Origin of the sequence: Aquiluna sp. Uisw_065 (genome assembly GCF_047731275.1) — a bacterium.
Lineage (GTDB): Bacteria > Actinomycetota > Actinomycetes > Actinomycetales > Microbacteriaceae > Aquiluna.
The window spans coordinates 352,050-373,433 of sequence record NZ_CP159836.1; the positions used below are offsets into that span (position 1 = coordinate 352,050).

The 21,384-nt window shown below is 52.4% G+C and carries 15 protein-coding genes and 2 tRNA genes; 12 read left to right on the plus strand and 5 right to left on the minus strand.

The features are described 5' to 3' along the window. Positions 1–27: 27 nt before the first annotated feature. Positions 28–2,934 carry a PD-(D/E)XK nuclease family protein gene (locus ABXT50_RS01805; RefSeq protein WP_415274474.1) on the plus strand — a complete coding sequence of 969 codons (2,907 nt, stop codon included), beginning with the start codon at positions 28–30 and terminating at the stop codon, positions 2,932–2,934. Then, complete coding sequence (locus tag ABXT50_RS01810; RefSeq protein ID WP_415274475.1) at positions 2,927–5,995, plus strand: ATP-dependent helicase; 3,069 nt, start codon at positions 2,927–2,929, stop codon at positions 5,993–5,995. Before ABXT50_RS01805 ends, ABXT50_RS01810 begins: the two co-directional genes overlap by 8 nt. On the opposite strand, the gene ABXT50_RS01815 is transcribed toward ABXT50_RS01810, so the two are convergent. Continuing rightward, positions 5,970–7,091, minus strand: coding sequence for a phosphotransferase (locus tag ABXT50_RS01815; RefSeq protein WP_415274476.1), 1,122 nt, complete (start codon positions 7,089–7,091; stop codon positions 5,970–5,972). The genes ABXT50_RS01810 and ABXT50_RS01815 overlap by 26 nt on opposite strands. 65 nt (positions 7,092–7,156) lie before the next feature. Here ABXT50_RS01815 and ABXT50_RS01820 point away from each other — a divergent pair, with 65 nt between their 5' ends. Next, positions 7,157–8,797 (plus strand): ATP-dependent helicase, encoded by a 1,641-nt coding sequence (locus ABXT50_RS01820; RefSeq protein WP_415274477.1) that lies wholly within the window; start codon positions 7,157–7,159, stop codon positions 8,795–8,797. A gap of 39 nt (positions 8,798–8,836) precedes the next feature. Here the strand turns inward: ABXT50_RS01820 and ABXT50_RS01825 are convergent, their stop codons facing one another. Further along, positions 8,837–9,739: a hypothetical protein gene (locus ABXT50_RS01825; RefSeq protein WP_415274478.1), complete on the minus strand. Its 903-nt coding sequence runs from the start codon at positions 9,737–9,739 to the stop codon at positions 8,837–8,839. Between the two features lie 105 nt (positions 9,740–9,844). Beyond that, positions 9,845–11,122, minus strand: a complete 1,278-nt coding sequence (locus ABXT50_RS01830) for a zinc-dependent metalloprotease (protein ID WP_415274479.1) — start codon at positions 11,120–11,122, stop codon at positions 9,845–9,847. 136 nt (positions 11,123–11,258) lie between these two features. Between ABXT50_RS01830 and ABXT50_RS01835 the strand changes: the two genes are divergently transcribed. The 6 genes from ABXT50_RS01835 to ABXT50_RS01860 all read left to right on the plus strand — a co-directional run bounded on the left by ABXT50_RS01835 (position 11,259) and on the right by ABXT50_RS01860 (position 17,663). Beyond that, positions 11,259–12,326 carry a PDZ domain-containing protein gene (locus ABXT50_RS01835; RefSeq protein WP_415274480.1) on the plus strand — a complete coding sequence of 356 codons (1,068 nt, stop codon included), beginning with the start codon at positions 11,259–11,261 and terminating at the stop codon, positions 12,324–12,326. A 10-nt stretch (positions 12,327–12,336) separates the two neighbouring features. Further along, complete coding sequence (locus ABXT50_RS01840; protein WP_415274481.1) at positions 12,337–15,204, plus strand: UPF0182 family protein; 2,868 nt, start codon at positions 12,337–12,339, stop codon at positions 15,202–15,204. Positions 15,205–15,236: 32 nt separating this feature from the next. After that, positions 15,237–15,310 (plus strand) — tRNA-Met (locus ABXT50_RS01845). Between the two features lie 134 nt (positions 15,311–15,444). After that, entirely contained in the window at positions 15,445–16,149 is a 705-nt protein-coding gene (locus ABXT50_RS01850) for a hypothetical protein (protein WP_415274482.1), read from the plus strand. Positions 16,150–16,226: 77 nt separating this feature from the next. Continuing rightward, positions 16,227–17,420 carry a S1C family serine protease gene (locus tag ABXT50_RS01855; RefSeq protein ID WP_415274483.1) on the plus strand — a complete coding sequence of 398 codons (1,194 nt, stop codon included), beginning with the start codon at positions 16,227–16,229 and terminating at the stop codon, positions 17,418–17,420. Between the two features lie 6 nt (positions 17,421–17,426). Further along, positions 17,427–17,663: a DUF3039 domain-containing protein gene (locus ABXT50_RS01860; RefSeq protein WP_415274484.1), complete on the plus strand. Its 237-nt coding sequence runs from the start codon at positions 17,427–17,429 to the stop codon at positions 17,661–17,663. Here ABXT50_RS01860 and ABXT50_RS01865 read toward each other — a convergent pair. Further along, positions 17,660–18,892 carry a nicotinate phosphoribosyltransferase gene (locus tag ABXT50_RS01865; RefSeq protein ID WP_415274786.1) on the minus strand — a complete coding sequence of 411 codons (1,233 nt, stop codon included), beginning with the start codon at positions 18,890–18,892 and terminating at the stop codon, positions 17,660–17,662. The genes ABXT50_RS01860 and ABXT50_RS01865 overlap by 4 nt on opposite strands. Positions 18,893–18,987: 95 nt before the next feature. On the opposite strand from ABXT50_RS01865, the gene murI reads away from it, so the two are divergent. From murI to rdgB, 3 genes are read left to right on the plus strand one after another with little or no spacing between them, the layout of a single operon-like run. Continuing rightward, positions 18,988–19,809: a glutamate racemase gene (murI, locus tag ABXT50_RS01870; protein WP_415274485.1), complete on the plus strand. Its 822-nt coding sequence runs from the start codon at positions 18,988–18,990 to the stop codon at positions 19,807–19,809. Beyond that, complete coding sequence (rph, locus tag ABXT50_RS01875) at positions 19,802–20,542, plus strand: ribonuclease PH (protein ID WP_415274486.1); 741 nt, start codon at positions 19,802–19,804, stop codon at positions 20,540–20,542. The genes murI and rph overlap by 8 nt, the downstream gene beginning before the upstream one ends. Then, positions 20,542–21,117 (plus strand): RdgB/HAM1 family non-canonical purine NTP pyrophosphatase, encoded by a 576-nt coding sequence (gene rdgB / locus ABXT50_RS01880; RefSeq protein ID WP_415274487.1) that lies wholly within the window; start codon positions 20,542–20,544, stop codon positions 21,115–21,117. Before rph ends, rdgB begins: the two co-directional genes overlap by 1 nt. On the opposite strand, the gene ABXT50_RS01885 is transcribed toward rdgB, so the two are convergent. Next, positions 21,118–21,189: transfer RNA gene (locus ABXT50_RS01885), tRNA-Arg, on the minus strand. Positions 21,190–21,384: the final 195 nt, after the last annotated feature.

The following is a 21,384-nucleotide window of genomic DNA, read 5'->3' on the forward strand; positions in this document are numbered from 1 at the left end:
GTCTCCAGAGCCAAATAGATTGATGACGTGAGAAATTCTTTTGAGTCGCCCAAGCTAGCCGAGACGGATCTTCCGGCTGAATTCGGTGATATTTTGTCCGGCATGGACGCACTGGTGCTTGGGTCTCCGGGGTCCGGTAAAACCAGCTTGATAAAGAATCTGGTAACCAAATTAGAAACTAGTGGCCTAGATCCAAGTGAAGTTTTCGTAATAACCCCGCAACGTGCCGCCGCATCCCGACTTCGAGACCAACTGGCGGTCAGCTCAAAAAAAGTAGCTATCTTGCCAAGGGCGAGATCAATTACTTCGCTGGCTTTTGAAATCCTGCAGTCGGAGCTTCCAGGCGTGAAGTTGGTCTCGGGTGCAAAACAACAGTCACTTATTGCCGGACTTGTTGCCGATGCGCTAGCAAGCGGCACCACCAAAAGTTGGGGCCTTGATGCCGCGAGCGTTGCACTGTCCGGCTTTCATAACGAACTTCGAGATTTGTTTGCGGTATTGATTGAAAACCAAATAGACCAGGGCAGGCTCCTAGCGATTCAAGAGAGTTGGCCCAAGGCGAATTTCCGGGCCGCAATTGACCTGTTGCCGGTTTACGTTGACGCCCTGCAGGAAAATAATCAAGTCGATCCTTCCCAGTTGATTGTAATGGCGACCAAATTTGCAGCCGGTGCAAAAAGCCCAAAGGTTGTTCTTGTCGATGACGCGCAGGATCTCTCGCTGGCCGGAGTGGAATTCATTCTGCAGCTGGCAGGCAGTTGTCAGTTGATTGCCTGTGGAGATCCGGATACTGCCTCTCTCGGCTTTCGTGCTGCAGCGGGGGGGTTCGTATCTGAGCTCAGAAAAAAAAGAAAGAACCTCGTCGAAGTCGCGCTCACTGGCTATCGCAGGCAGCCAACGGACGTCAATGACCTTATGGCACGGCTAGCTGAACGAATACCCACCTCTGAAGCTTTTCGACATCGACCCAAATCCGATGCAAAATCCAGCATTGGTGAGTTTTCAGTCTTTGACAATCAGATATCGGAAACTGATTACCTTGCCAGTGAGCTTCGCAGGCTCAGAGTCACTGAAGGCTGGGAGTGGGGGCAGATGTGCGTTGTTGCAAGAACCAGAGTGCAGCTCGATCAGCTCTCCAGCGACCTAGCAGCAAGATCGATACCTGTGAGAATCCTCGGCGTGCAGAAAGCGCTGAGAGATCAGCCGGCCGCCCGATCAGTGCTCGATTTCGGTCAGCTAGTATTTTCCGAGCCAAAGCACTATCTAGTAACCGAGCTTCTTGGATCAAGCTTGGTTGGCCTTTCAGTGATTCAACAGCGTCGGCTTTTTCGACAACTCGCGTCGCTAGAACAATTCGAGGGACACAATCGCATCCAAATGCTCGAGTCGATCTTTGAAGCCGAGATTGACTTTGACTCGAACGAAGTTTCCAGGCTTAATCGAGCAATCAAAGTGCTTGGGAATCTTAAGAATAAAGACGAGATGGGTGCCTACCAGTTCATGAGCGCAATTTGGGCTCTTGCCCCAGCCGGGAAGCTCGCAGAGCTCGCGAGGGGCGAGTCCGAGGTGGCCTTGGCTGCAAACCGTGATCTAGATGCAATTTTGGAGTTATTTGCTGCTGCAAACAGATTCGATCAGCAGCAGGGAATCGGTGCGCGGGCATTCTTAGCTGAACAGTTTGATGCTGCGGTGCCCGAGGACTCGCTGGCGCAAGTTGGCTTGCGGGATTTGGTGGTTCTGGCCACCGCCTCTCAGCTGTCCGGACTCGAATTTCAGGTCCTAGCTATGCCTCGACTGCAAGAGGGAATTTGGCCAAACCTCAGGCCTAGAAACTCACTGCTTGGAGCCAGTGGGCTGCAGGCATTCTTGACTGGAAGATCGGACGATCCCAGCAAGGCAGCCAGATCAGAGCTGGCCGACGAGCTTCGGCTGTTTTATAAGAGCCTGGGTGCGGTTCGATCCAAGTTGATGCTCAGCGCGATGCAAAGTGCGGACGAACAGCCCTCGCAGTTTTTCCAAATGTTGGGACTTAGTCCAGCCGCCAAGCAGGTCAATATCGAGTTTGATCCTCGCCGGTTGGTGGGGAGGCTTAGGGCCGAGCTGGCTGCCGGAGATGCGTCGGCAGCGCCGATGCTGGCGGCTTTGGCGCTAACGGGTGCGAGCGGTGCGCACCCTAGGAGCTGGCAGGGTCTAATTCCAATTTCAACTACCGCCCCGGTAGTCACGGCGGACGAACAGCTGCGCCTAAGCGCATCAAGGCTCGACGCATTCGAGAATTGTCCACTGCATTGGTTTATTAATAATTTCGGTGGCGACGGCCAGTCCTTCGAGGCATCTATTGGGACCCTCCTACACGCCGCCATGGAGCTTACGACAGATGGTGACTCGGTCGGGCAATACGTTGAATCCAACTGGCACACTCTAAAGTTTGAAACCGAGTGGCTGGCCATGGCGGCGAAGCGCCGCGCCCTAAAAATGGTGGGCTACATATCGTCCTATTTAGAAGGGTCCAATCAGTTGGTCGCCATCGAGCAAGGCTTTGAAATAGATCTTGGTCGGCTGGTTGTCGCTGGAAAAATAGATCGGGTGGAGCGAACCGGGGATGGTTTAATAGCTGCAGATCTGAAGACCGGGAAATCACCAAGTGCTAAAGAGACAGTCGAACACCGTCAACTCGCGCTTTACCAACTTGGACTTCGCGAAAGTTACGACGAACCGGTTGCCGGCGGCCGAATTATCTCGGTTGGCTCGGGTTCATTGAAGGTTTTGGAGCAGCCGGCTCTTGCCGGTGAGTTCCAGGAAAGCATCATGGAGCTTTTGTCTAGGGCCGAGAGCCAGATCGGTGAGGCCAGCTTCGTGGCAAATATTTCAGAGCACTGCACCGGGGACTCCAAATGCCAGCTACTTATGGCTAAAGCGGTGACTCATGACTAAGTATTCGGCCCAAGAAATTTTTTCTATTGTTTCAAAGAACAAGCTTACCGATGAGCAGGAAGCGGCGATCTCGTCTGCAAGCACAACGGCCCCCAGCTTAGTTATTGCTGGTGCAGGGAGTGGAAAAACTGAGTTGATGTCAGTCAGGACTCTCTATTTAGTGGCCAATGAGCTGGCAAAGCCTAGCGAAATCCTTGGTCTGACCTTCACCAGGAAGGCTGCAAGCGAACTGGCTTCCAGGGTCCAATCTGGATTGGTCAAGCTGAGGGAGTCAAGCTATTGGCCCAAGGACCTAGGGGACGATTTTGATCCACCCAAAATAACTACTTATAACTCCTTTGGAAATGAAATTTTTAGATCACTTTCGTTACAGGTTGGCTTCGAGGCTGATGCTGTCCTGCTAACTGAAGCCGGTGCTATATCACTTGCGAGAGAGGTAGCTGCTAACGCTAAAATTTCGGAATTTTCGGAGTTATTAAACTGGGACAAGACGCTCGATTACTTGACGGAAAAAGTCCTAAGTGCCGCTGGCGCGCTCACGGATAATCAGCAGTCAGCTGATGAGGCAATCGATTACCTTCAAGATTTTGCTCAACAGATTGCGGCCCTTCCGCAGTCCGACAAGGGCGGCGATGGGATCTACGCCTACCACCAGACGCTCCTAGATACGATGCACTCTTCAACTTTGGTATTTGAGTTGGCAGGGCAGTATCAAAGGCAGAAGAAACTAAGGGGACTGGTCGATTTTTCAGATCAGGTTGCCTTAGCGCTCAGGGCTCTTGAGAAGCAAAACCTTGAGCTTCCTCATAAATTTGTACTTCTCGATGAGTATCAAGATACCTCTGGCATTCAAACCATGTTGCTCTCGAGGTTGTTTGCTGGAAAGCCGGTTATGGCGGTAGGTGACCCCAACCAGGCGATTTACGGTTGGCGCGGCGCAAGCAGCGCGAACCTGAGTGGTTTTGCAGGCGACTTTGGCGCCGCTGAGCAGTTCTCATTGAGCACAAGCTGGAGATCTGGCCAGGCAATTGTGAATGCGGCAAATTTAGTGAGCGAGCCGCTCCAAGACGACTCGTTTGTGAGCCCAGTAAGCCTGACTGCCGGGCTCGATCGAGACGGCAGTGTCTCGGCGATTATCTGTCAAGACGTTGTAACCGAAAGCGCCAAAGTGGCATTGTGGCTCTCGGAAAGAATGAGCGACGAAACCAGTGCCGCAGTTTTGTTCCGTTCAAAACAAGCCATGCGACTATTTGCCGACGCTCTCGAAGATAAAGGCCTCGAGGTCGAAATAACCGGGCTTTCGGGTTTGCTTGAGCAGCCAGAGGTGCTGGATCTCGTAGCTGGATTGCGGGTGGTCGCCGATCCTGAAGCAGGAGCGGAGCTCATGCGTATTTTGTCGGGTCCTAAATTCAGAATTGCGCCAAGAGACATTGCCCAGTTGCATAAATTCGCACGAAAACTTACCCGCATGCGAAAAGAGGTGACTGCAGAGATTCCGCTCACATTGGTTGAGGCTCTTGACGAAATTCGTAAACCTAGCTCCAGACAGTTTGCGGAGATTTCGGAGGCTGGCCTTGAGAGAATGATTCACGCCAGCGAATTATTTCACCTGATGAGAACGCAGCTTTCCCTTGGCGTTAGCGAATTTTCTTGGGCCGTGGCAAGAGAGCTGGAATTAGACATTGAGCTCTATGCACACACCCGTACTAAGTCGCCGCTGGCAAATCTAGAGGGTTTTATTTCCCGTATTTCGGATTACGAAGTCAGCGCGCTGCGCCCATCAGTTTCAGGCCTACTGAGCTGGCTCGATTATGCGGTCAATAGTGAAAGATTTGAAATGCCAAAAACTGGAGCTAAGGCTGGAGTCGTGCAGCTGATGAGCGTTCACGCCGCCAAAGGTCTTGAGTGGGACTTTGTGGCGGTTGCAGGGTTGGTGCAAGGATCTTTTCCGGTTGACTCTCGGGACTCAAAAGGCTGGCTTGCAATCGGCAAGCTTCCTCATGAAATTAGGCAGGACAGCGACTGGATACCTCAACTGTCTTGGCGTCAAGCAACCACTCAAAAGCGACTGAAGGCAGCCACTGAGGATTTTGCGGGGGAAAACAGGTCCAAGCATGACATCGAGGAACGTAGGCTTGCCTACGTTGCAATCACTCGGGCGGGTCGGGACCTTTTGTTGTCGGCCAGTTATTACAAGTCGGGGATTCTCAATTCGCGCCCTTTGGCGCCCTATCTGGAAGAGCTAATTAGCGCCGGGCTCGCCCAATTGCTTGAACCAATTCCAGAACCTGCGGTAGCGAACCCACTTGCCAACCAGGCCCAAAGCGAGATTTGGCCCTTTGATCCCCTTGGTAATGGCCGCGCTTCGCAGCTTTCTGCTGCCGAAGCTGTAATCAATGCGACACCGACGAGGGTGAGTGAGAGTCTGCAGCTAGCCGCAATCATCGAACAGGCCGAGCTGATTAGGAACCCAAAACAAGTTGAACTTCCATTGCGGTTGTCTGCGTCCAAAATTGTCCAGCTACTGAATGAGCCCGACGCCTTCTGGGCGCAGACCGCTCGCCCGGTGCCCGTGTCGTTCTCGGAGGCTGCTGCAAGAGGAACACAGTTCCACGAGCGCCTAGAGGAGGCGTTCGATTTGGAGGCTGATTTGGATATATCTGATTGGCAAGAGCAAGATCAGAAACTTGGACAAGCTTACCTAGACTCTAGGTTCAATAACCTGGTGCCCTTATACATCGAACAGGCTCTCGAGTTTGAACTCGGAGGAACGGTTGTTGTTTGCAAACTAGACGCCGTCTATCAAACAGCTGATGGCTTCGAAGTCGTCGACTGGAAATCCGGTTCTTCACCAAAGTCAAAAGCGGAAGTTACCGATAAGGCTGTGCAGCTGGCGCTTTATCGGATTGGACTATCGCGATGGCTTGGGGTTGGTGTCGAGAGGGTCAAGGCATCATTCTTTTTCGCAGGTGACGCTAAAGAGATATCCCCCGAAGTTCCATCTGAGGCAGAGCTGATCGAAAAGCTAAGGGCTTTTAGAAAAGCTCCTCTTCGTTTTTAGTTTTCCGGTCCGCATCCTCGACAAAGTTGGCCTCGAGTGCCTCCCCTTCGGCCGAGGTTGCATCTTGCTGCTGGATGAGCTCTTGGGTCTCGAGGTCTTCTTCTTCTTGGAGACCAGAAGCTTCGCCTTGAGTCTCAGCAGCTGCACTGAGCGACGCAATGCCGGCGAAACTTGAGGCCCTCAGGCTTCTAAGGTTGCCGCTCTCGAGCTGATCGCGAAGTTCGGCGATCATGTCTTCGGCCTGACTGATTTCCTTCTCATCTTTGTTGGCGATGCAGTAGACCAGCCAGCTGCCAAGCTCAAGCTCAGAGTAGAGCTGGGCGCGTTGGCTAATATTTTCGTCGGCAGTTTCTCTCGTCGCACGGTAGTTCAGTAACGTGTCCTCAAGGGTTGTCCTAAGGGCTCCACCGGTTAGCCAACGGAGGTCTTCTGCGGGGTCACCGACTTTCAAGGAGCTCCACCCAGAAAGGCCATTGACCTTCTGGGCACTGACCATGACTGTTTCTTGGCTAACGTTTCCATGAATAACTGTTGGGTGAAAACGAAACAGACCAATATCTTCTGTGGCCGCCTCCCATCTTGAAAGCAGAGCTGCCGGAACTCGGCCGGTCTGCGCAATGCTGTCTATCTCAGCAACCTTGTGCCTCAAGATGCTTGCTGCGTCATACTCCAAGAGCCCGGCTTCTCTGATGATGTCGGGGCTGAGATTATGAATTTGAGCTAGCACCTCACCCACGCTTTTGGAAAAGAGACCAGGAGCATATTTTGCTAGGTCTGTGGTTTCGCCACCCAAGAGAGTAAGCAACAAAGCGCCTGCTCCATCGGAGTCCATGCTTTGACCGATAAGTCGGGGAGTCTCTATCCCGAGGAGTTCTTGGTGAGGCTCAATGATTTTTAGAGCCTGTAGCTCTACGGCAACTTCAGATTCCCCGGCTGGCGTGGCAGGAATCAACAGCTGATACGAGGCACCTTCTTGGTCCCAGAGCTGTAGCTGATCAATGTCAGGGTTGGTTTCGACCCTCCGATAGCTGCGGAAGGTGAACCCCGGGGCAGCGTCGGCTGCCAGCGCGGCTAATATCAGACTAGGTCTTCCCACGGTCACAGGTTAGATTGTTCACTCGCTTCTTGGGGTAAACGCCACGCGCAGCATAAGGATTGCTAATGAGTTCAAATCTGACTCCGAGCCAGCTTTTGGCCGGACTGGATGATGATCAAGCTGCTGCTGCCCAGGCCCTGCGAGGCCCCGTTGCCATAATTGCAGGTGCTGGTAGTGGAAAAACTAGAACTGTCAGCCACCGCATTGCCTACGGTATTCAGACCGGGAGCTATGCCGCCAACCGAGTATTTGCTCTTACTTATACCAACCGCGCAGCTGCCGAACTAAGAACAAGACTCAGGTCTTTGGAAGCCCAGGACGTTGCGGTCAGGACCTTTCATTCTGCAGCGCTTGCGCAACTGCAGTTTTTTTGGCCTCAACTAACAGACAGCTTTGCCCCGAAACTCGTCACCCACAAGGGGCCTCTTGTTCAGGAGGTTCTCGAGCAAATGGGTATTCGTGCAACTGCCGAATTGAAGTCGAGCCTGCAAGCCGAAGTCGAATACATCAGGTATTCGATGCGGGACCTAGATAGATATCAAATTTCAAGACCCGAGGGCTCTAGCCTTGGCGCTGAAAGATTCAGCGAGTTTTTCCGTGCCTTTGAATTGCTCAAACAAAAGCGACGCGTTATCGACTGGGAGGATGCCTTGTTGCTTTGCGTTGGAATGCTTAGAGACCAGCCGCGAATGCTGGCGCAAGTCCAGCAGCAATACAGGTTTTTCACCGTGGACGAGTACCAGGACATTTCGCCACTCCAGCAGGCTCTTCTCGAAACCTGGCTAGGGGAGAGGCAAGAGCTTTGCGTAGTCGGGGACCCTAGGCAGACCATTTACACATTTGCGGGTGCCCGCAGTGATTTTTTGACTGGCTTTCAGGACCGCTACGAAAAAGCTCAAGTCTTTGAATTAAACCGAAACTATCGATCGAGCCAGGAGGTTGTTGCTCTCGCAAATCGAGTCAGCCCCGCCACGCCTCTGGAGGCAATTCGCCAAGTTTCTGAAAAGCCTGTTTTTAGAACCTATAAGAATGCCGGAGACGAAGCGGCTGGTGTGGTGCAGCAAATAACCGACTTCCTCGAAAACGGCGTTGGCCGCGGTGAGATAGCGGTGCTATCTCGAACCAATGCTCAGCTCGTAAAAATTGAGCAAGAACTAAAAAAGTCCAGCATTGATTATCAAGTGCGCGGTTCCGGCAGGTTTTTTAAGCGGCCAGAGGTTATGCAAGGCGTGGGCGCGATTAGAGCTCTTCAGACCTCGGAGGTTACAGAGCCGTTATTCATTGAGGTTTCCAAAATAATTTCTGCGCTGGGCTGGAAATCGCGAGCAGATAGGGATGAGAAATGGCTCGCTCTGAACTGGTTTTTAGAGGTTCTTGAAGAGCTTGATCAGCCGAACTTGGACGAGTACCTGAGGGAACTAGACGAGCGGGAGCGCTCAGGACATGAGCCAATGCGTGACGCGGTTATGTTGGCAACCATCCATGGGACAAAGGGTCTGGAATTTGCCAAAGTCTTTCTAATCGGCGTGAATCAGAACTATTTCCCCATCGGGTATGCCAAGACGGAGGCTGAAATTGCAGAGGAGCAGCGACTTTTTTACGTTGCAATTACGCGAGCTAAGGACTTTCTTCAGGTCAGTTCACGACTAGATAAGCACCCTTCAGATTTTATAAAGCGTTTCGGCAGCCACACTCTGACCAGTTAGCCTCGCTGGTTACCACGTCCCCTGAGCGCTCCAGACGGATCATGGCCAGGGGCTGCTGATTTTTAGTCCGTCTAGGTAGTTCAGGGACTTGGTCAAGGCAACCCCTCCCGAAAATAACATAAGCGCACTATCCGCAAGATCACGGTCAAGGCTGGTCAGCTGAGTCGCTATCTTGATCCAGTTGGGCACGTTCTTTATTCGATGAAGTTCAATGCACCCAAGACACGGTGTGACGCCTGGAATAACGATGTGAGATATCTGCACCCCTGATTCATCAAAGCAAATAGCTAGGTGCGGGACGTCACGTGATAGCCAGGGTTGGTAGTCGGCGGGGTGGATGATGTCGTGGCACAGAAGGATTGCTAAATCCGTTTGGTCAAAAGCTGCGCTCACTCGGCTGTGAAGCTGAATGCTGAGCTCATCCGCCATGGATTTCGCAGCCCTCACTCGCTGTGTTCCCAGTAGGGACTGTGGGTAGCCCATTTCAAGAGTGTCTCCCGGTAAAACTTTTGAATGGTCATTGGTAAAGACATTTGTAATCGCGGAGGCGTTTAGGGTCTTGAGAAGTGTGAGACCAGTTCGGTCGAGTTTGGAGAGAAAAACGCGAAGGCTTTTTCTTGCTCGCATGGTTTCCGCTGGATCATCGAGCCCTATGAGGTAAAGCCTCATTATTTCGGAGAAGCGTCTTGAGATTTCATTCTCTGTGAAGGTGGGCATAAAAGACGATGTTCGAGAAAGCAGCGGCCCGAGGCGTTCGAGAAGTCCGTTGGTGACATCCGTGTCGGCGCTCGCCATTTTAGGCAAAAGCGGGAGCTGGTTGTCGCTAATGCCAGTCTCTAAGTAGTCCAGTGCTCTGAATTGCGCATTCGAGAGATTTGCCAGTACTACTTCTGAGTTGGCCCCATACTGTCTCGTCGTATCGTCGATCCATAACCTTGCCAAGCCGGGGTTTATTTGTCTTACCACGTGAGGTAGTTTGCAGCCAACGAGCCATTTCCGTGAATGGTTCTCCACAGCAGGAGGCTAGGCTCCACGAATAACTTTGCGTTAGTCAGTCAGAAATTTGCGGAGCTCATCTTCAAAATCATCGCCATTATTTTTGATCCTGGAAATCAATGAGTCTGGATTTTCAATTTCAAGTGCGGTGGGCATCTGATCGGGGTGTGACCAAAGGTCATCTGAAGCGTTCTTGCCGATGTCCGCTACTACCCGCTGCCACATTAGGGTGGCTTCCCTCCTGAGTCGAGGTCGCATTTCAAGGCCAAGCAGTGCTTCGAAGGTTTTGGCAGATGCCCCACTGGTAGCCCGTTTGCGATTAAATATTTCAACCACTGCTTGAATGTTCGGCAGCCTTTTGGTTGCCTCCAGTGAGGTCGCGTCGACCCATCCTTCGATTAGTGCCAGAACAGTTTCTATACGCTCCAGGGCTTGCTCCTGCTCGAGGCTTCTCGGCGACACCATTGCGCTGGCTTCAATGATTTGCTCCATTGACCCCGGATCACTTGGGTCGATTCGAGAAGCAATTTCTTCGATGCCACTCAAGTCCACAGTGAGTCCGGCGGCAAACTCCCTGACCTGAGTGATGATTTGCTCTCGCAGCCAGCCGGCTTGGTTGTAAAGCGAAGCGATTGCAAGCTCACGGGTCGCAAGGTAAATCAGGACCTCACTCTTTGGAGTCTCGAGATCCTCAAGAAACTCTCCCAAGTTCTGAGCGATGATCCCGGGCCTGAGGGTAAGAGGAATTCCAATTTCGCCTGATAGCAAGACCTCTGAGGAAAGCTTTCCGATGGCTTGACCGAGCTGCATGGCAAATATCGAAGCTCCGGCATTACCAATAAAGTTTTGAGCTGGTGCCAGCATCTCGCTTAGCTCAGGCGGCAGCGTGTTCCCTAAGTTCTCATTTAGCGCTGCGGCCATGCTGTTGGCAACTGGCTCCGAGAGTTCTCTGAAAAGCGGCATCGCTTCTTGTGCCCACATTGACCGAGTAAGTTTCTTTGGGGGGTTTGGGTTCGTAAATTCGGTGGCCTCGCTTAGCCAGAGACGAGCCATATCAAAAGCAGTTTCCAGTTCGGCTTCTAGGACAGAGTTTGCCGGCTTCTCAGTTTTCTTTGAAAGTTCGAGCGCTTGATTCAGGGCAAGTTTCCAGTTCACGGGCTCACCGGATTCGCCAGTCATCGCCGAAACTTGTCCAAAAAGGTCACTCAGCATCGAGGGGTCTGCACTGAATCCGGCTATTTTGGCAAGATCTTCCGGATCCAATTGACCTGATTCCATCATCTTTCGGATCAAGCGTTCTAGTTCTTCGCGATTTGGCTGTTCTTCCAAGGGGCACCTCTTCTAATAGAAAACTACCTTGCCCTAGGCGCGGGAGGCTGCAAATCCGCTGCCAAACTCCTTCTGTTCGCCTAGGGCGTTAGCGTCTTTGGCGTTATTACGGGCTGGACTGCCTAGCATTGGCGCAATGACTTTTTTCGAAGCACCGGAACCGCCCAAACGAAGACGCTTCGCTGGTTGGATCGGTCTTGGGGTCGCTTCAATCGTCGCCGTTGGACTTTTGGTAGTGCCGACCGGTTTTGTAATCGAACGTCCTGGGCAAGTTTTCAATGTCATGGGGCAAATCGACGGGACGAAGGTTATTAGCTCCCAAGAGGTCGAGACATTTGAATCCGAATCACGATTCGACGTAACTACAGTTTCTTTATTAGGCAATCGCGAATCGACACCGAGTTGGGTTCAGGTTCTCTACGCATGGGCTGATCCCAATCAAGTGGTGTTGCCCCTAGACGAAATCTTTCCTCCAAGCTTTACGGCCGAGCAGTTCAGAGCCGAATCGTCTCTGCAAATGGAAGTTTCTCAGCAGGATGCGATTGCTGTCGCTCTGAAAAAGCTGGGTTACCAGGTCCCAAGGGCGCTGTACGTAAATACAGTTCTAGAGGATGCCCCATCCTCCGGAATTCTGATCGCCGGCGATCTCATCACCTCGGCTGGGGGAGTTCCAGTCGATACATTCGATGCATTCAAGGCGCAAATCCAGCTGGCTGAAGGCACGCCTTTGATTATAGAAGTCATCAGGGATGGCGAAGAAATCTCCCTTTCGGTGACCCCCTCACTAAACGGAGAGGCCTGGGTTGTAGGCGCAATGATTGGGTACACGTACAATTTCCCATTTGAACTTGAACTCCAACTTGGAGACGTCGGTGGACCAAGCGGTGGGTTGATTTTTAGCCTTGGAGTCCTCGATGCGCTGACCGAGGGGTCCCTGGCCGGGAAAGTGCACGTGGCAGGCACTGGCACCATCGACCCAGAGGGCAATGTAGGGCCGATTGGTGGCATTGCCCTAAAAATGCTTGGTGCAAAACGGGCTGGAGCGGAGTTGTTTTTAGCCCCCGCGGCAAACTGCCAAGAGGCCATTGGCCAGATTCCCAGTAACTTGACAGTTGTGTTAGTGAGAGACTTGACTGAAGCTCTTGACAAAATAGAAATGTTTGCCAACGGTGAACAACTACCAGCAATGCAATGCAATAACTAGGAGATAAAGATTGTCTGAAGCACAAGCAAAACCGCAGAGACGAGTATCGCCGTTGTCCATCGCCTTTGGAATCCTGGCTGTCATAGTGTTCGCACTGGTAAGCGCTGCAGGGATTTACACCGATTGGCTCTGGTTTCGGCAACTTGACTTCGAAGTGGTCTTCTTCACTCAAATAGTCGGTCAAATAGTGGCATTCCTCGTCGGATTTGTCATCATGACCCTTTTGGTCGCAATCGGCCTGATGACTGCGTGGCGTTCTCGCCCGGTCTATCTAAAGATGCCGGATGAGTCCCCATTTCAGGCTTATCAACAGCTACTTGAGGGGCTAAAACGAGTAATCATGCTCGGGCTGCCAGCTCTTCTTGGTGTTTTCGGCGGTCTCATCGCTGCGCGCGAATGGCAGACCGCGGCCTTGTGGCTAAACGGTGGTCCGTTCGGTGTCACAGACCCTCAGTTTGGGCTGGATGTAGGTTTCTTTGTTTTCGATCTTCCGTTTTACGGCTTTGCAGTCAGCTACGTGTCGGGCGGTATTTTCCTAGCCGCGCTTATTAATGCCGGTGTTCACCTAATTTTCGGAGGTATCCGTTTCTCGGGTCGCGAAGTTACCGTCTCTAAGCCGGCTCGTATTCAGCTTTCAATCTTGATCGCTACTTACTTCATTCTTCAGGGCTTGAGCCTTTGGCTCGACCAGTATGGAACCGCCACCAGTGCCGGCGAACTCTTCACTGGAGTTACCTATACGGATGACAATGCCGTGATTCCTGGCCTGCAAATCTTGGCACTTATTTCCCTAGCGGTCGCGGTGGCATTTATCGTCACGGCCGTCCTGGGACAGTGGAGGATTTCAATCATTGCGACCGCTTTGATGGTTGCAAGCTCATTAGTTCTTGGCGGACTCTACCCTTGGATTGTTCAAACCTTCCAAGTGGTGCCCAACGAGAGGACCCTAGAAGGGCCTTACTTGCAGAAGAACATCGATGCCACCAGGGTCGCCTATGACTTGGACAAGGTCGAAGTCGTCGACTACGCGGCTAACGTTATTCCGGAACCCGGTGCTCTCCGAAATGATGCGAGGACGACCTCATCTATAAGAATTTTGGATCCAGCTCTAGTCGGTGACGCTTTCCGTCAGCTTGAGCAGTACCGTCAGTACTACAGCTTCCCGAACCGCCTGCACGTTGATCGATATTCCTTTGACGGCGAGACTCAGGACACGGTGATTGCGGTTCGTGAGTTGAACCAAGCCGGCCTTGGAGACTCACAGTCTTGGTACAACTCATCGGTTGTCTACACCCACGGATTCGGTCTTGTCGCGGCCTATGGAAACAAGGTTGACAGCGATGGCAAGCCTCTGTTTTTCCAGTCTGGAATTCCAAACGTTGGAGACCTCGGCGAATTTGAGCCCAGGATTTACTTTGGTGCGAATTCACCGACCTATTCAATTGTCGGTGCTCCAGATGGAGCGGAGCCTCTGGAGTTTGATTTCCCAGCTGGCGAGGGTGATAGCAATGAAACCTACACAACCTTCAGCGGGAATGGCGGACCGCTCGTGGGCAACATCTTCACTAAAATCGCGTACGCACTGAAATTCCAAAGCGAGCAGATTCTGCTCTCAGATGCAATTAACGCGGAGTCGCAAATTCTCTACAATCGTTCCCCCGCCGAGCGAATTGCCGAAGTTGCACCGTTTTTGACAGTCGATACGGAAATTTATCCGGCAGTTGTTGATGGACGGGTCAAGTGGATCGTTGATGGTTACACAACCACAACTCAGTACCCATATTCGAACCTAGAGTCATTCAACCTTGCGATTTTGGATTCTTCTTCAGAGACTTTCAACAGGGATACCTCTCAGGTGAACTACATCCGAAACTCTGTGAAGGCGACCGTGGACGCGTATGACGGCTCGGTAGATCTTTACCAGTGGGATGACGAAGATCCTCTGCTTATGGCGTGGATGAATCTTTACCCGGACACCGTGCAGCCAAAGTCTGCAATGTCGGGAGATCTAATGGCTCATGTTAGGTACCCATCTGATCTATTCAAGACTCAGCGTTCGGTTCTTGGTAGCTACCACGTGAAGGAAGCTGGAGCCTTTTACTCTCAGCAGGACGCATGGATGACACCAAATGATCCCGTGGAAGGTACCGGACTCGGATCGCTTCAGCCCCCTTACTACTTGACGATGCAGACTCCCGGTGAAGCCGAAAGTGCGTTCTCGCTCTACTCGACTTTCATCCCTCAGTCCACCGGTGAGAGCACAAGAAACGTGCTGACCGGATACCTGATTGCTAATGCCGATGCCGGTAGTGAAGCCGGCGAGGTGAGCGACAATTACGGCAAGCTGACATTGCTTAGCCTGCCAAGGGAGACAGTGGTTCCTGGACCGGGTCAGGTGCAGAACAACTTCAATGCTGACAGCGACGTGTCATCACTTCTGAACATCCTTCGACAGGGTTCGACCAACGTTATAAGCGGAAACCTGCTGACACTTCCGGTTGCCGGCGGACTGCTATACGTACAGCCCGTCTACATCGAGTCAACTGGTGAGACAAGCTATCCGTTGCTTGAAAAGGTACTGGTGGCATTTGGCGATCAGATAGCGTTCGAGGACAGCCTGGATCAGGCACTTGACGCACTATTCGGCGGCGACTCCGGATTTGACGCACCAGTAACCGACGGTGCTGGTGAGGATGCTGTTGCACAACCTGCTCCTACTGATTCTGGCAACGCCGCTTTGAACGCGGCCTTGACTGCTGCCAACAAGGCGTTGGCGGACAAGCAAGCGGCCTTGGTGGCGGGTGACCTAGAGGCATTCGCAAGGGCAGATATTCGATTGACTAGGGCTATTGAGGACGCTTTGGCAGCGTTAGATTAACAACCGAAAACCTGCTAGTGTTGGAACTTCGCCGCGGGGTGGAGCAGTTCGGTAGCTCGCCGGGCTCATAACCCGGAGGTCGTAGGTTCAAATCCTGCCCCCGCAACTAGTGAAAAACCCCTGAACCTAATAAGTTCAGGGGTTTTTTTGTGCTGTGGATAATGCGAATCAGTCATCTAAGTTTTGCTCTATTTTTTAGCCATGAATATTTTCCTAAACCTCCCAAGATTGGTTAACTAAATGTTGATAGAGCTTTCAATCTTGTTTGCGGCTAGTAGTTGCCAACCGCACAGCAGCACCGCGGACAGCTTTACAATTTGCGCCGAGAAAGTTGAGCGAAGTTCTTCTCAAACAAGCGCGAGCACCACCGGAGAGGTGCCAGAGGCCAAGCCCATGCGGCTCTGTTCTTACTACCTAAACAACTCGATCGACTCGCCAACCGAAGGCGTGATTACCGCGTGGGTTCCGGTGGGTGCAAGAAGTTGCATCGGCGACGCCCTGCCAGAGTCCGAAGTGGCTTCCAAAACTATCGTTGTCGAAAGCTTCAGTGGGCTTCGGGATTCCTTAACAAGTTTTTCTAATCGTCCATTCGCCTCTTGGGTCTCAGGCGACGAGCTAGAAATTTTTGAATTTGGGCAATTCAGTGTTGAGGTAAATAACCGGACGACCACCGGTCATCTTCTGGGGCAAACGGCCCAGATTCGATTCACTGCCAACTCGACTTCTTGGCATTTTTCTGACTCATTCATTCGGTCGGGTAGATCTGTCTCAAAGTCTTTTGAGACCGTCGGTTCATTTTTTGCGGTGGCAAAAGTTACCTATCGGGTCGATTATCGAATGCTGGGTCGGAACTGGGTTACCAATGCCGCGACGGTATCGCTGTCGTCAAATCAGCTGGAGATTGAAGTTACGGAGCCGCCGAGGAGAACTCTTTTGATCTTGTAAGGAAACTTGTCAGCTGGGACTCATGCAATCCTCAGCGTTGTTGACCATAATCAGGTAGACAACGAAAGGTTTTATAAATGTCTCAGTGGAATCGCTCTGGAGAAAATCAATTCAGCTTCAGCCAGCCATACCTTGCGCCTCAGCAGTCTCCGGTCAAAAAGAAAAGACGTAACCTGCTTCCCATGGCAGCCCTCGCTCTTGGGGCCGCCCTTGTCGGCGGCATCATCGGCTCGAGTGGACTAACGCTTTCGGTTGCAAACCTGAGTCAGCCCGCGCCAATAGTCGTAAATAACGCAACTGAGGTGAACTGGGTCACGGGTGCAGCAGCAGCAGCTTCTCCTTCTGTGGTTACTCTGGCGGTCAACTCGGCTTCGAGTGGTGGCTCTGGTTCGGGAGTGGTGCTTACTGAGGACGGTTACATCTTGACCAACGCGCACGTGGCGACTCTGGGCGGACTCACCGAAACTGCTTCCATTTCGGTAATGCTCTGGGATGGACAGGTACTCCCAGCTGAGTTGATTGGTTTTGATGCCGTTTACGACTTGGCGGTCTTGAAAATTAAAGCTGCCGGGCTTAAGCCAATTGTCTTTGCTGATTCGAGTGCTCTAAATGTTGGGCAGAACGTGGTGGCAATCGGTGCACCGCTAGGGCTTTCTTCCACGGTAACTCAGGGTATTATTTCAGCCCTCAACAGAACAATTCAGGTTGCGAGCTCCGAAGTATCCGATGACCCGGGGCTCCAGTTTTACACCGGAAGTGGTGGGAATCCAATTTCCCTCCAGGTGATTCAGACCGATGCCGCGATTAACCCTGGTAATTCAGGTGGTGCACTTGTGAACAGCAGCGGTGAGTTGATCGGGATCAACGTGGCAATCGCCACCGCCGGCTCGGGAACCTCAGGAAGCATAGGCGTCGGATTTGCTATTCCGTCGAACACGTCCGAGAGAATTGCGAATGAAATTATCGAAACCGGCTTCGCGACGCACGGCTTGTTAGGCGCTCTAGTTAGCGATAGCCGAGAGGCGACCGGTGGATTCTCGAATGGGGCCTATGTTGAAGGAGTTAGCGATGATGGTGCAGCGAAGACCGCCGGCATCATGCAGGGTGACATCGTGACTGTTTTTGCGGGGCAACGAGTTGAGGGCGCGAGTGACCTAACTGCTTTGGTAAGGGCGGAACCCGCTGGGGCCGAAGTTGAGGTTCAGGTCATCCGAGATGGCCGGAAGTTGGTTTTCATGGTGACACTTGGCAGCGCTTCTGACTTACAATAAGGTGCTATGAGCGATTTAGATTCTGGAACCACTCTCGATAAAGAGAGGGTTGAACAATTTGATCAGGGCGACCACGAGCGTTACTCTCACTACGTAAAAAAGAATAAAATTGTCGAATCAGCTGTCATGGGCGATCCAGTACTTGCCCTTTGCGGCAAAACGTGGGTCCCGAGCCGAGATCCAGGTAATTTTCCAGTTTGTCCGGATTGTAAGAAGATTTACGAATCCTTCAAGGGCGACTAAACGAAGTAAGTGGGGATCGCAGGGTCACCATTTGACAGTCTGAATCCAGAGGCATTCAGCTCGGAAATTGCCATCTTGTGGTGATTTCTTGCCGCAAGGACTCCCTCGGGCCCCATGGCGGACGAGGAGCAGTTTCCGTCTTCGACTAACTGGACTTGAAGAGGCCTTCCTTGGGAGTCTCCACCGACTAGCTCTGCGGTTGCAATTTTGCCCTCGATTTTTCTGCTGGCAAACTTTTTCCCGCCCCTGTTGGCTTTGGAGGGCGAGGTTTTCGCAACATCAACCCAGCCGTCTCCGTCGGAGTGAGCCACGAGCTTATAAACGAATCCGACAGTGGGATGCCCGGAGCCAGTAACGAGGGATGTGCCTACGCCGTATCTGTCCACGGGCGCCGCGGCCAGAGCTGCGATTGTGTATTCATCCAAGTCACTGGTGACAACTATTTTTGTTTCATTTGCACCCAAAGAGTCGAGTAAGTGACGGACTTTGCTGGCGGCCATGGAAAGATCACCGGAGTCGATCCTTACGGCTGCTATTTTGCCGTCGGTGAGCCTGACGGCTTCTCTCACGGCTGGTTCAATCTCGTAGGTGTCGACAAGCAATGTGGTTTCGGCACCCATTGACTCAATTTGAGATCGAAAGGCTTCGGTTTCGCTATCGTGAAGCAAAGTGAATGAGTGGGCGCTGGTGCCCATCGTTGGGACCCCCCAGCTTCTTCCGGCTTCCAAGTTGCTCGTGGAATCAAACCCGACAATGTATGCGGCTCGAGCCGCGGCTACTGCAGCGTATTCATTGGCCCGTCTTGCACCCATTTCGGCCAAGTACCGATCTCCAGCGGCGTATCGCATACGGGCGGCCGCACTTGCCACAGCGCTGTCATAGTTCAAAATTGAAAGTATTACTGTTTCCAGAATTACCGCTTCTGCAAAGCTTCCTTCTACCCTAAGAACTGGAGAGTTGGCGAAGAAAAGCTCGCCCTCTTGGTAGCCATAGATGTGCCCGTTGAACCTAAAGTTCTCAAGCCAGACAGCGGTCGAGTCATCGACTATCTCGTTTCGCAGAAGAAACGTAATTTCTTCCTGGTTAAATCTAAAGTTTTTGACTGCTTCTAACAGGCGGCCGTTGCCAGCAAGGACACCGAATCTGCGTCCGGCTGGTAATGACCTGGTAAAAACTTCGAAAACTGTTTGGCGGTCCGCTTTTCCTGAGCGCAGCGCAGCTTGAACCATGGTCAGTTCGTAGCGATCCGTTAGTAGGGCTGTTGTCACGACACCAGCCTACCTAAGCCGCAACCGCTATTGCACCTCGGGCCTACACTTGTGGGGTGGATGCTAGAGCTATTGGAGTTTTCGACTCGGGAGTCGGTGGGCTTACTGTTGCCCGGGCGATCATCGATCAGCTTCCAAATGAATCTATTCATTACGTGGGGGACACTCTAAATTCGCCCTACGGTCCAAAGCCACTTTCCGTGGTGCGCTCATTGGCACTCGAGGTTATGGACGACCTCGTCGCCTCCGGTGTGAAGATACTGGTCATAGCCTGCAACTCGGCTTCGGCAGCAGTCCTCAGAGACGCGAGAGAGCGCTATACAGCCGGGCTTGGTGTTCCGGTGGTAGAGGTTATTCAGCCCGCCGTGAGGACAGCAGTTGCGACCAGCGGAAATAAAAAAATCGGCGTAATCGGCACCAGCGCAACTATTTCTTCTCGGGCTTACGACGATGCTTTTGCAGCCGCAGTTGATTTCGAAATCAACAGCGTTGCTTGCCCTAGTTTCGTTGACTTAGTCGAGCGAGGAGTCACGTCCGGCCCGGAGGTTGTTGAGGCTGCGACTAAGTATTTGGCGCCGCTGATTCAGGCAAAGGTCGACACTTTGGTTTTGGGCTGCACGCACTATCCGCTGTTGCAAGGAGTTTTGGGCTACGTAATGGGTAAGGGTGTGAACCTGGTTTCTTCGGCTGACGAAACGGCGAAGGACGTTTTTCGAGTTCTAACGGAGCACGATCTACTTGCGCCGGCTGGGAACCGGGCGAAGTATGATTTTTTTGCCACCGGCGATGAACAGGAGTTCGGCTTGCTGGCGCGGCGATTCTTGGGACCTGAAGTGACCAAAGTGCAGCATCTAAAAAGGAAGAGCATTAATGACTAGGCATGACAATAGAACCAACACTGAACTTAGGCAGATTAGTTTCGAAAGAAACTTCACCCTGCACGCCGAAGGTTCCTGCCTTGTCTCCTTTGGGAACACGAGAGTCTTATGCAACGCATCTTTCACCGAGGGCGTTCCTCGTTTCAAAAAGGGCTCAGGAGAAGGCTGGGTTACGGCCGAATATTCGATGCTACCAAGAGCCACTCACACTCGATCGGATCGAGAGAGCGTAAAGGGTAAAATCGGCGGTCGGACCCATGAAATATCTCGACTGATCGGCCGCTCCCTGAGGGCAGTGATAGACGTGAAGAGCCTCGGTGAAAACACCATAGTTTTGGACTGCGACGTGTTGCAGGCTGACGGTGGGACCAGGACAGCCGCAATTACTGGAGCGTTTATTGCTCTGGTCGACGCTGTCTATTGGGGAAAGCAAAACGGATTTATTGCAAAATCGGCGACCCCATTATTAGACACAGTTTCGGCAGTTTCGGTAGGAATCGTCGGCGGAGAGCCGATGACCGATCTGGCTTACGTTGAAGACGTGCGGGCTGACACGGACATGAATGTTGTCGTTACCGGCAGAGGGCTTTTTGTTGAAGTTCAGGGAACCGCCGAAGCTGCACCGTTCGATAAAAGCGAACTTGACGCGCTATTGGCGCTGGCTCTGCAATCAACCAGTGAGCTATCTGCACTGCAGAAAGAATCGCTTGGATCGATTCTGGAGACTCGCTGATGGAGCTGATTTTCGCCACCGGAAATAAGCACAAACTTGCCGAGGCGGAATTCATTCTGGGGTTGTCGTTACCTCAGCTCAAGCTTTTGCCTCACGAGGGCCCAGAGCCAGTCGAAAACGGAGTTACTTTTTTGGAAAATGCGGCCATCAAGGCTCGTGCGGCATTCGAGGCTACGGGTCAACCGTCTTTTGCGGACGATTCAGGCATCTGCGTGGAGGTGATGGGCGGCTCCCCGGGTATATTCTCTGCCATCTGGGCCGGGGGACGAGACGACGCGGTAAACAGGCAGCTGCTTCTGGATCAGCTGACGGACATTTCGTCTGAGCATCGAACTGCGTCTTTTGTCTGCACTATTGCGCTTGTTGAAGCATCTGGGGAGACTTTTTTTACCGGTGTTTGGTCAGGGTCAGTAGCAATGCGCGTTTCTGGTGATGGGGGATTCGGCTACGATCCAGTGTTCATTCCGGAGGGTTTTGAGGTCACGGCGGCAGAGCTTGAGCCTGAAGTGAAATCCAGTCTTTCTCACAGGGCAATGGCCATGAACCAAATGGCGAGTTTTCTGTCTAAGAGGTAGTGCCCCCAGCAGGATTCGAACCTGCGCTCCCGCCTCCGGAGGGCGGTGCTCTATCCCCTGAGCTATGGGGGCCTTGGGGTTCTGCCAGCTTACTAGTCGAGCAACTGAAACCTGGTTCTGGGTGCCGAGGTTTAGCGATTCTGAAAACTGGCCAAAAACCTGTAAGGCGCCGAGTTGATTTGGACACTTGGTATCGTTCAAGAGACGAATGATTTTTGACGCGGTGCTTGGGATGCGAAGCCACGCCACAAAGATCATTGAGGGTAT

What these genes read in the sequence shown, in the direction of transcription:
- ABXT50_RS01810 (WP_415274475.1), top strand. Translation starts at nt 2,927, where the DNA reads ATGACTAAGTATTCGGCCCAAGAAATTTTTTCTATTGTTTCAAAGAAC.
- ABXT50_RS01820 (WP_415274477.1), top strand. Translation starts at nt 7,157, where the DNA reads ATGAGTTCAAATCTGACTCCGAGCCAGCTTTTGGCCGGACTGGATGAT.
- ABXT50_RS01835 (WP_415274480.1), top strand. Translation starts at nt 11,259, where the DNA reads ATGACTTTTTTCGAAGCACCGGAACCGCCCAAACGAAGACGCTTCGCT.
- ABXT50_RS01850 (WP_415274482.1), top strand. Translation starts at nt 15,445, where the DNA reads ATGTTGATAGAGCTTTCAATCTTGTTTGCGGCTAGTAGTTGCCAACCG.
- ABXT50_RS01855 (WP_415274483.1), top strand. Translation starts at nt 16,227, where the DNA reads ATGTCTCAGTGGAATCGCTCTGGAGAAAATCAATTCAGCTTCAGCCAG.
- ABXT50_RS01860 (WP_415274484.1), top strand. Translation starts at nt 17,427, where the DNA reads ATGAGCGATTTAGATTCTGGAACCACTCTCGATAAAGAGAGGGTTGAA.
- ABXT50_RS01865 (WP_415274786.1), bottom strand. Translation starts at nt 18,892, where the DNA reads ATGGTTCAAGCTGCGCTGCGCTCAGGAAAAGCGGACCGCCAAACAGTT.
- rph (WP_415274486.1), top strand. Translation starts at nt 19,802, where the DNA reads ATGACTAGGCATGACAATAGAACCAACACTGAACTTAGGCAGATTAGT.
- rdgB (WP_415274487.1), top strand. Translation starts at nt 20,542, where the DNA reads ATGGAGCTGATTTTCGCCACCGGAAATAAGCACAAACTTGCCGAGGCG.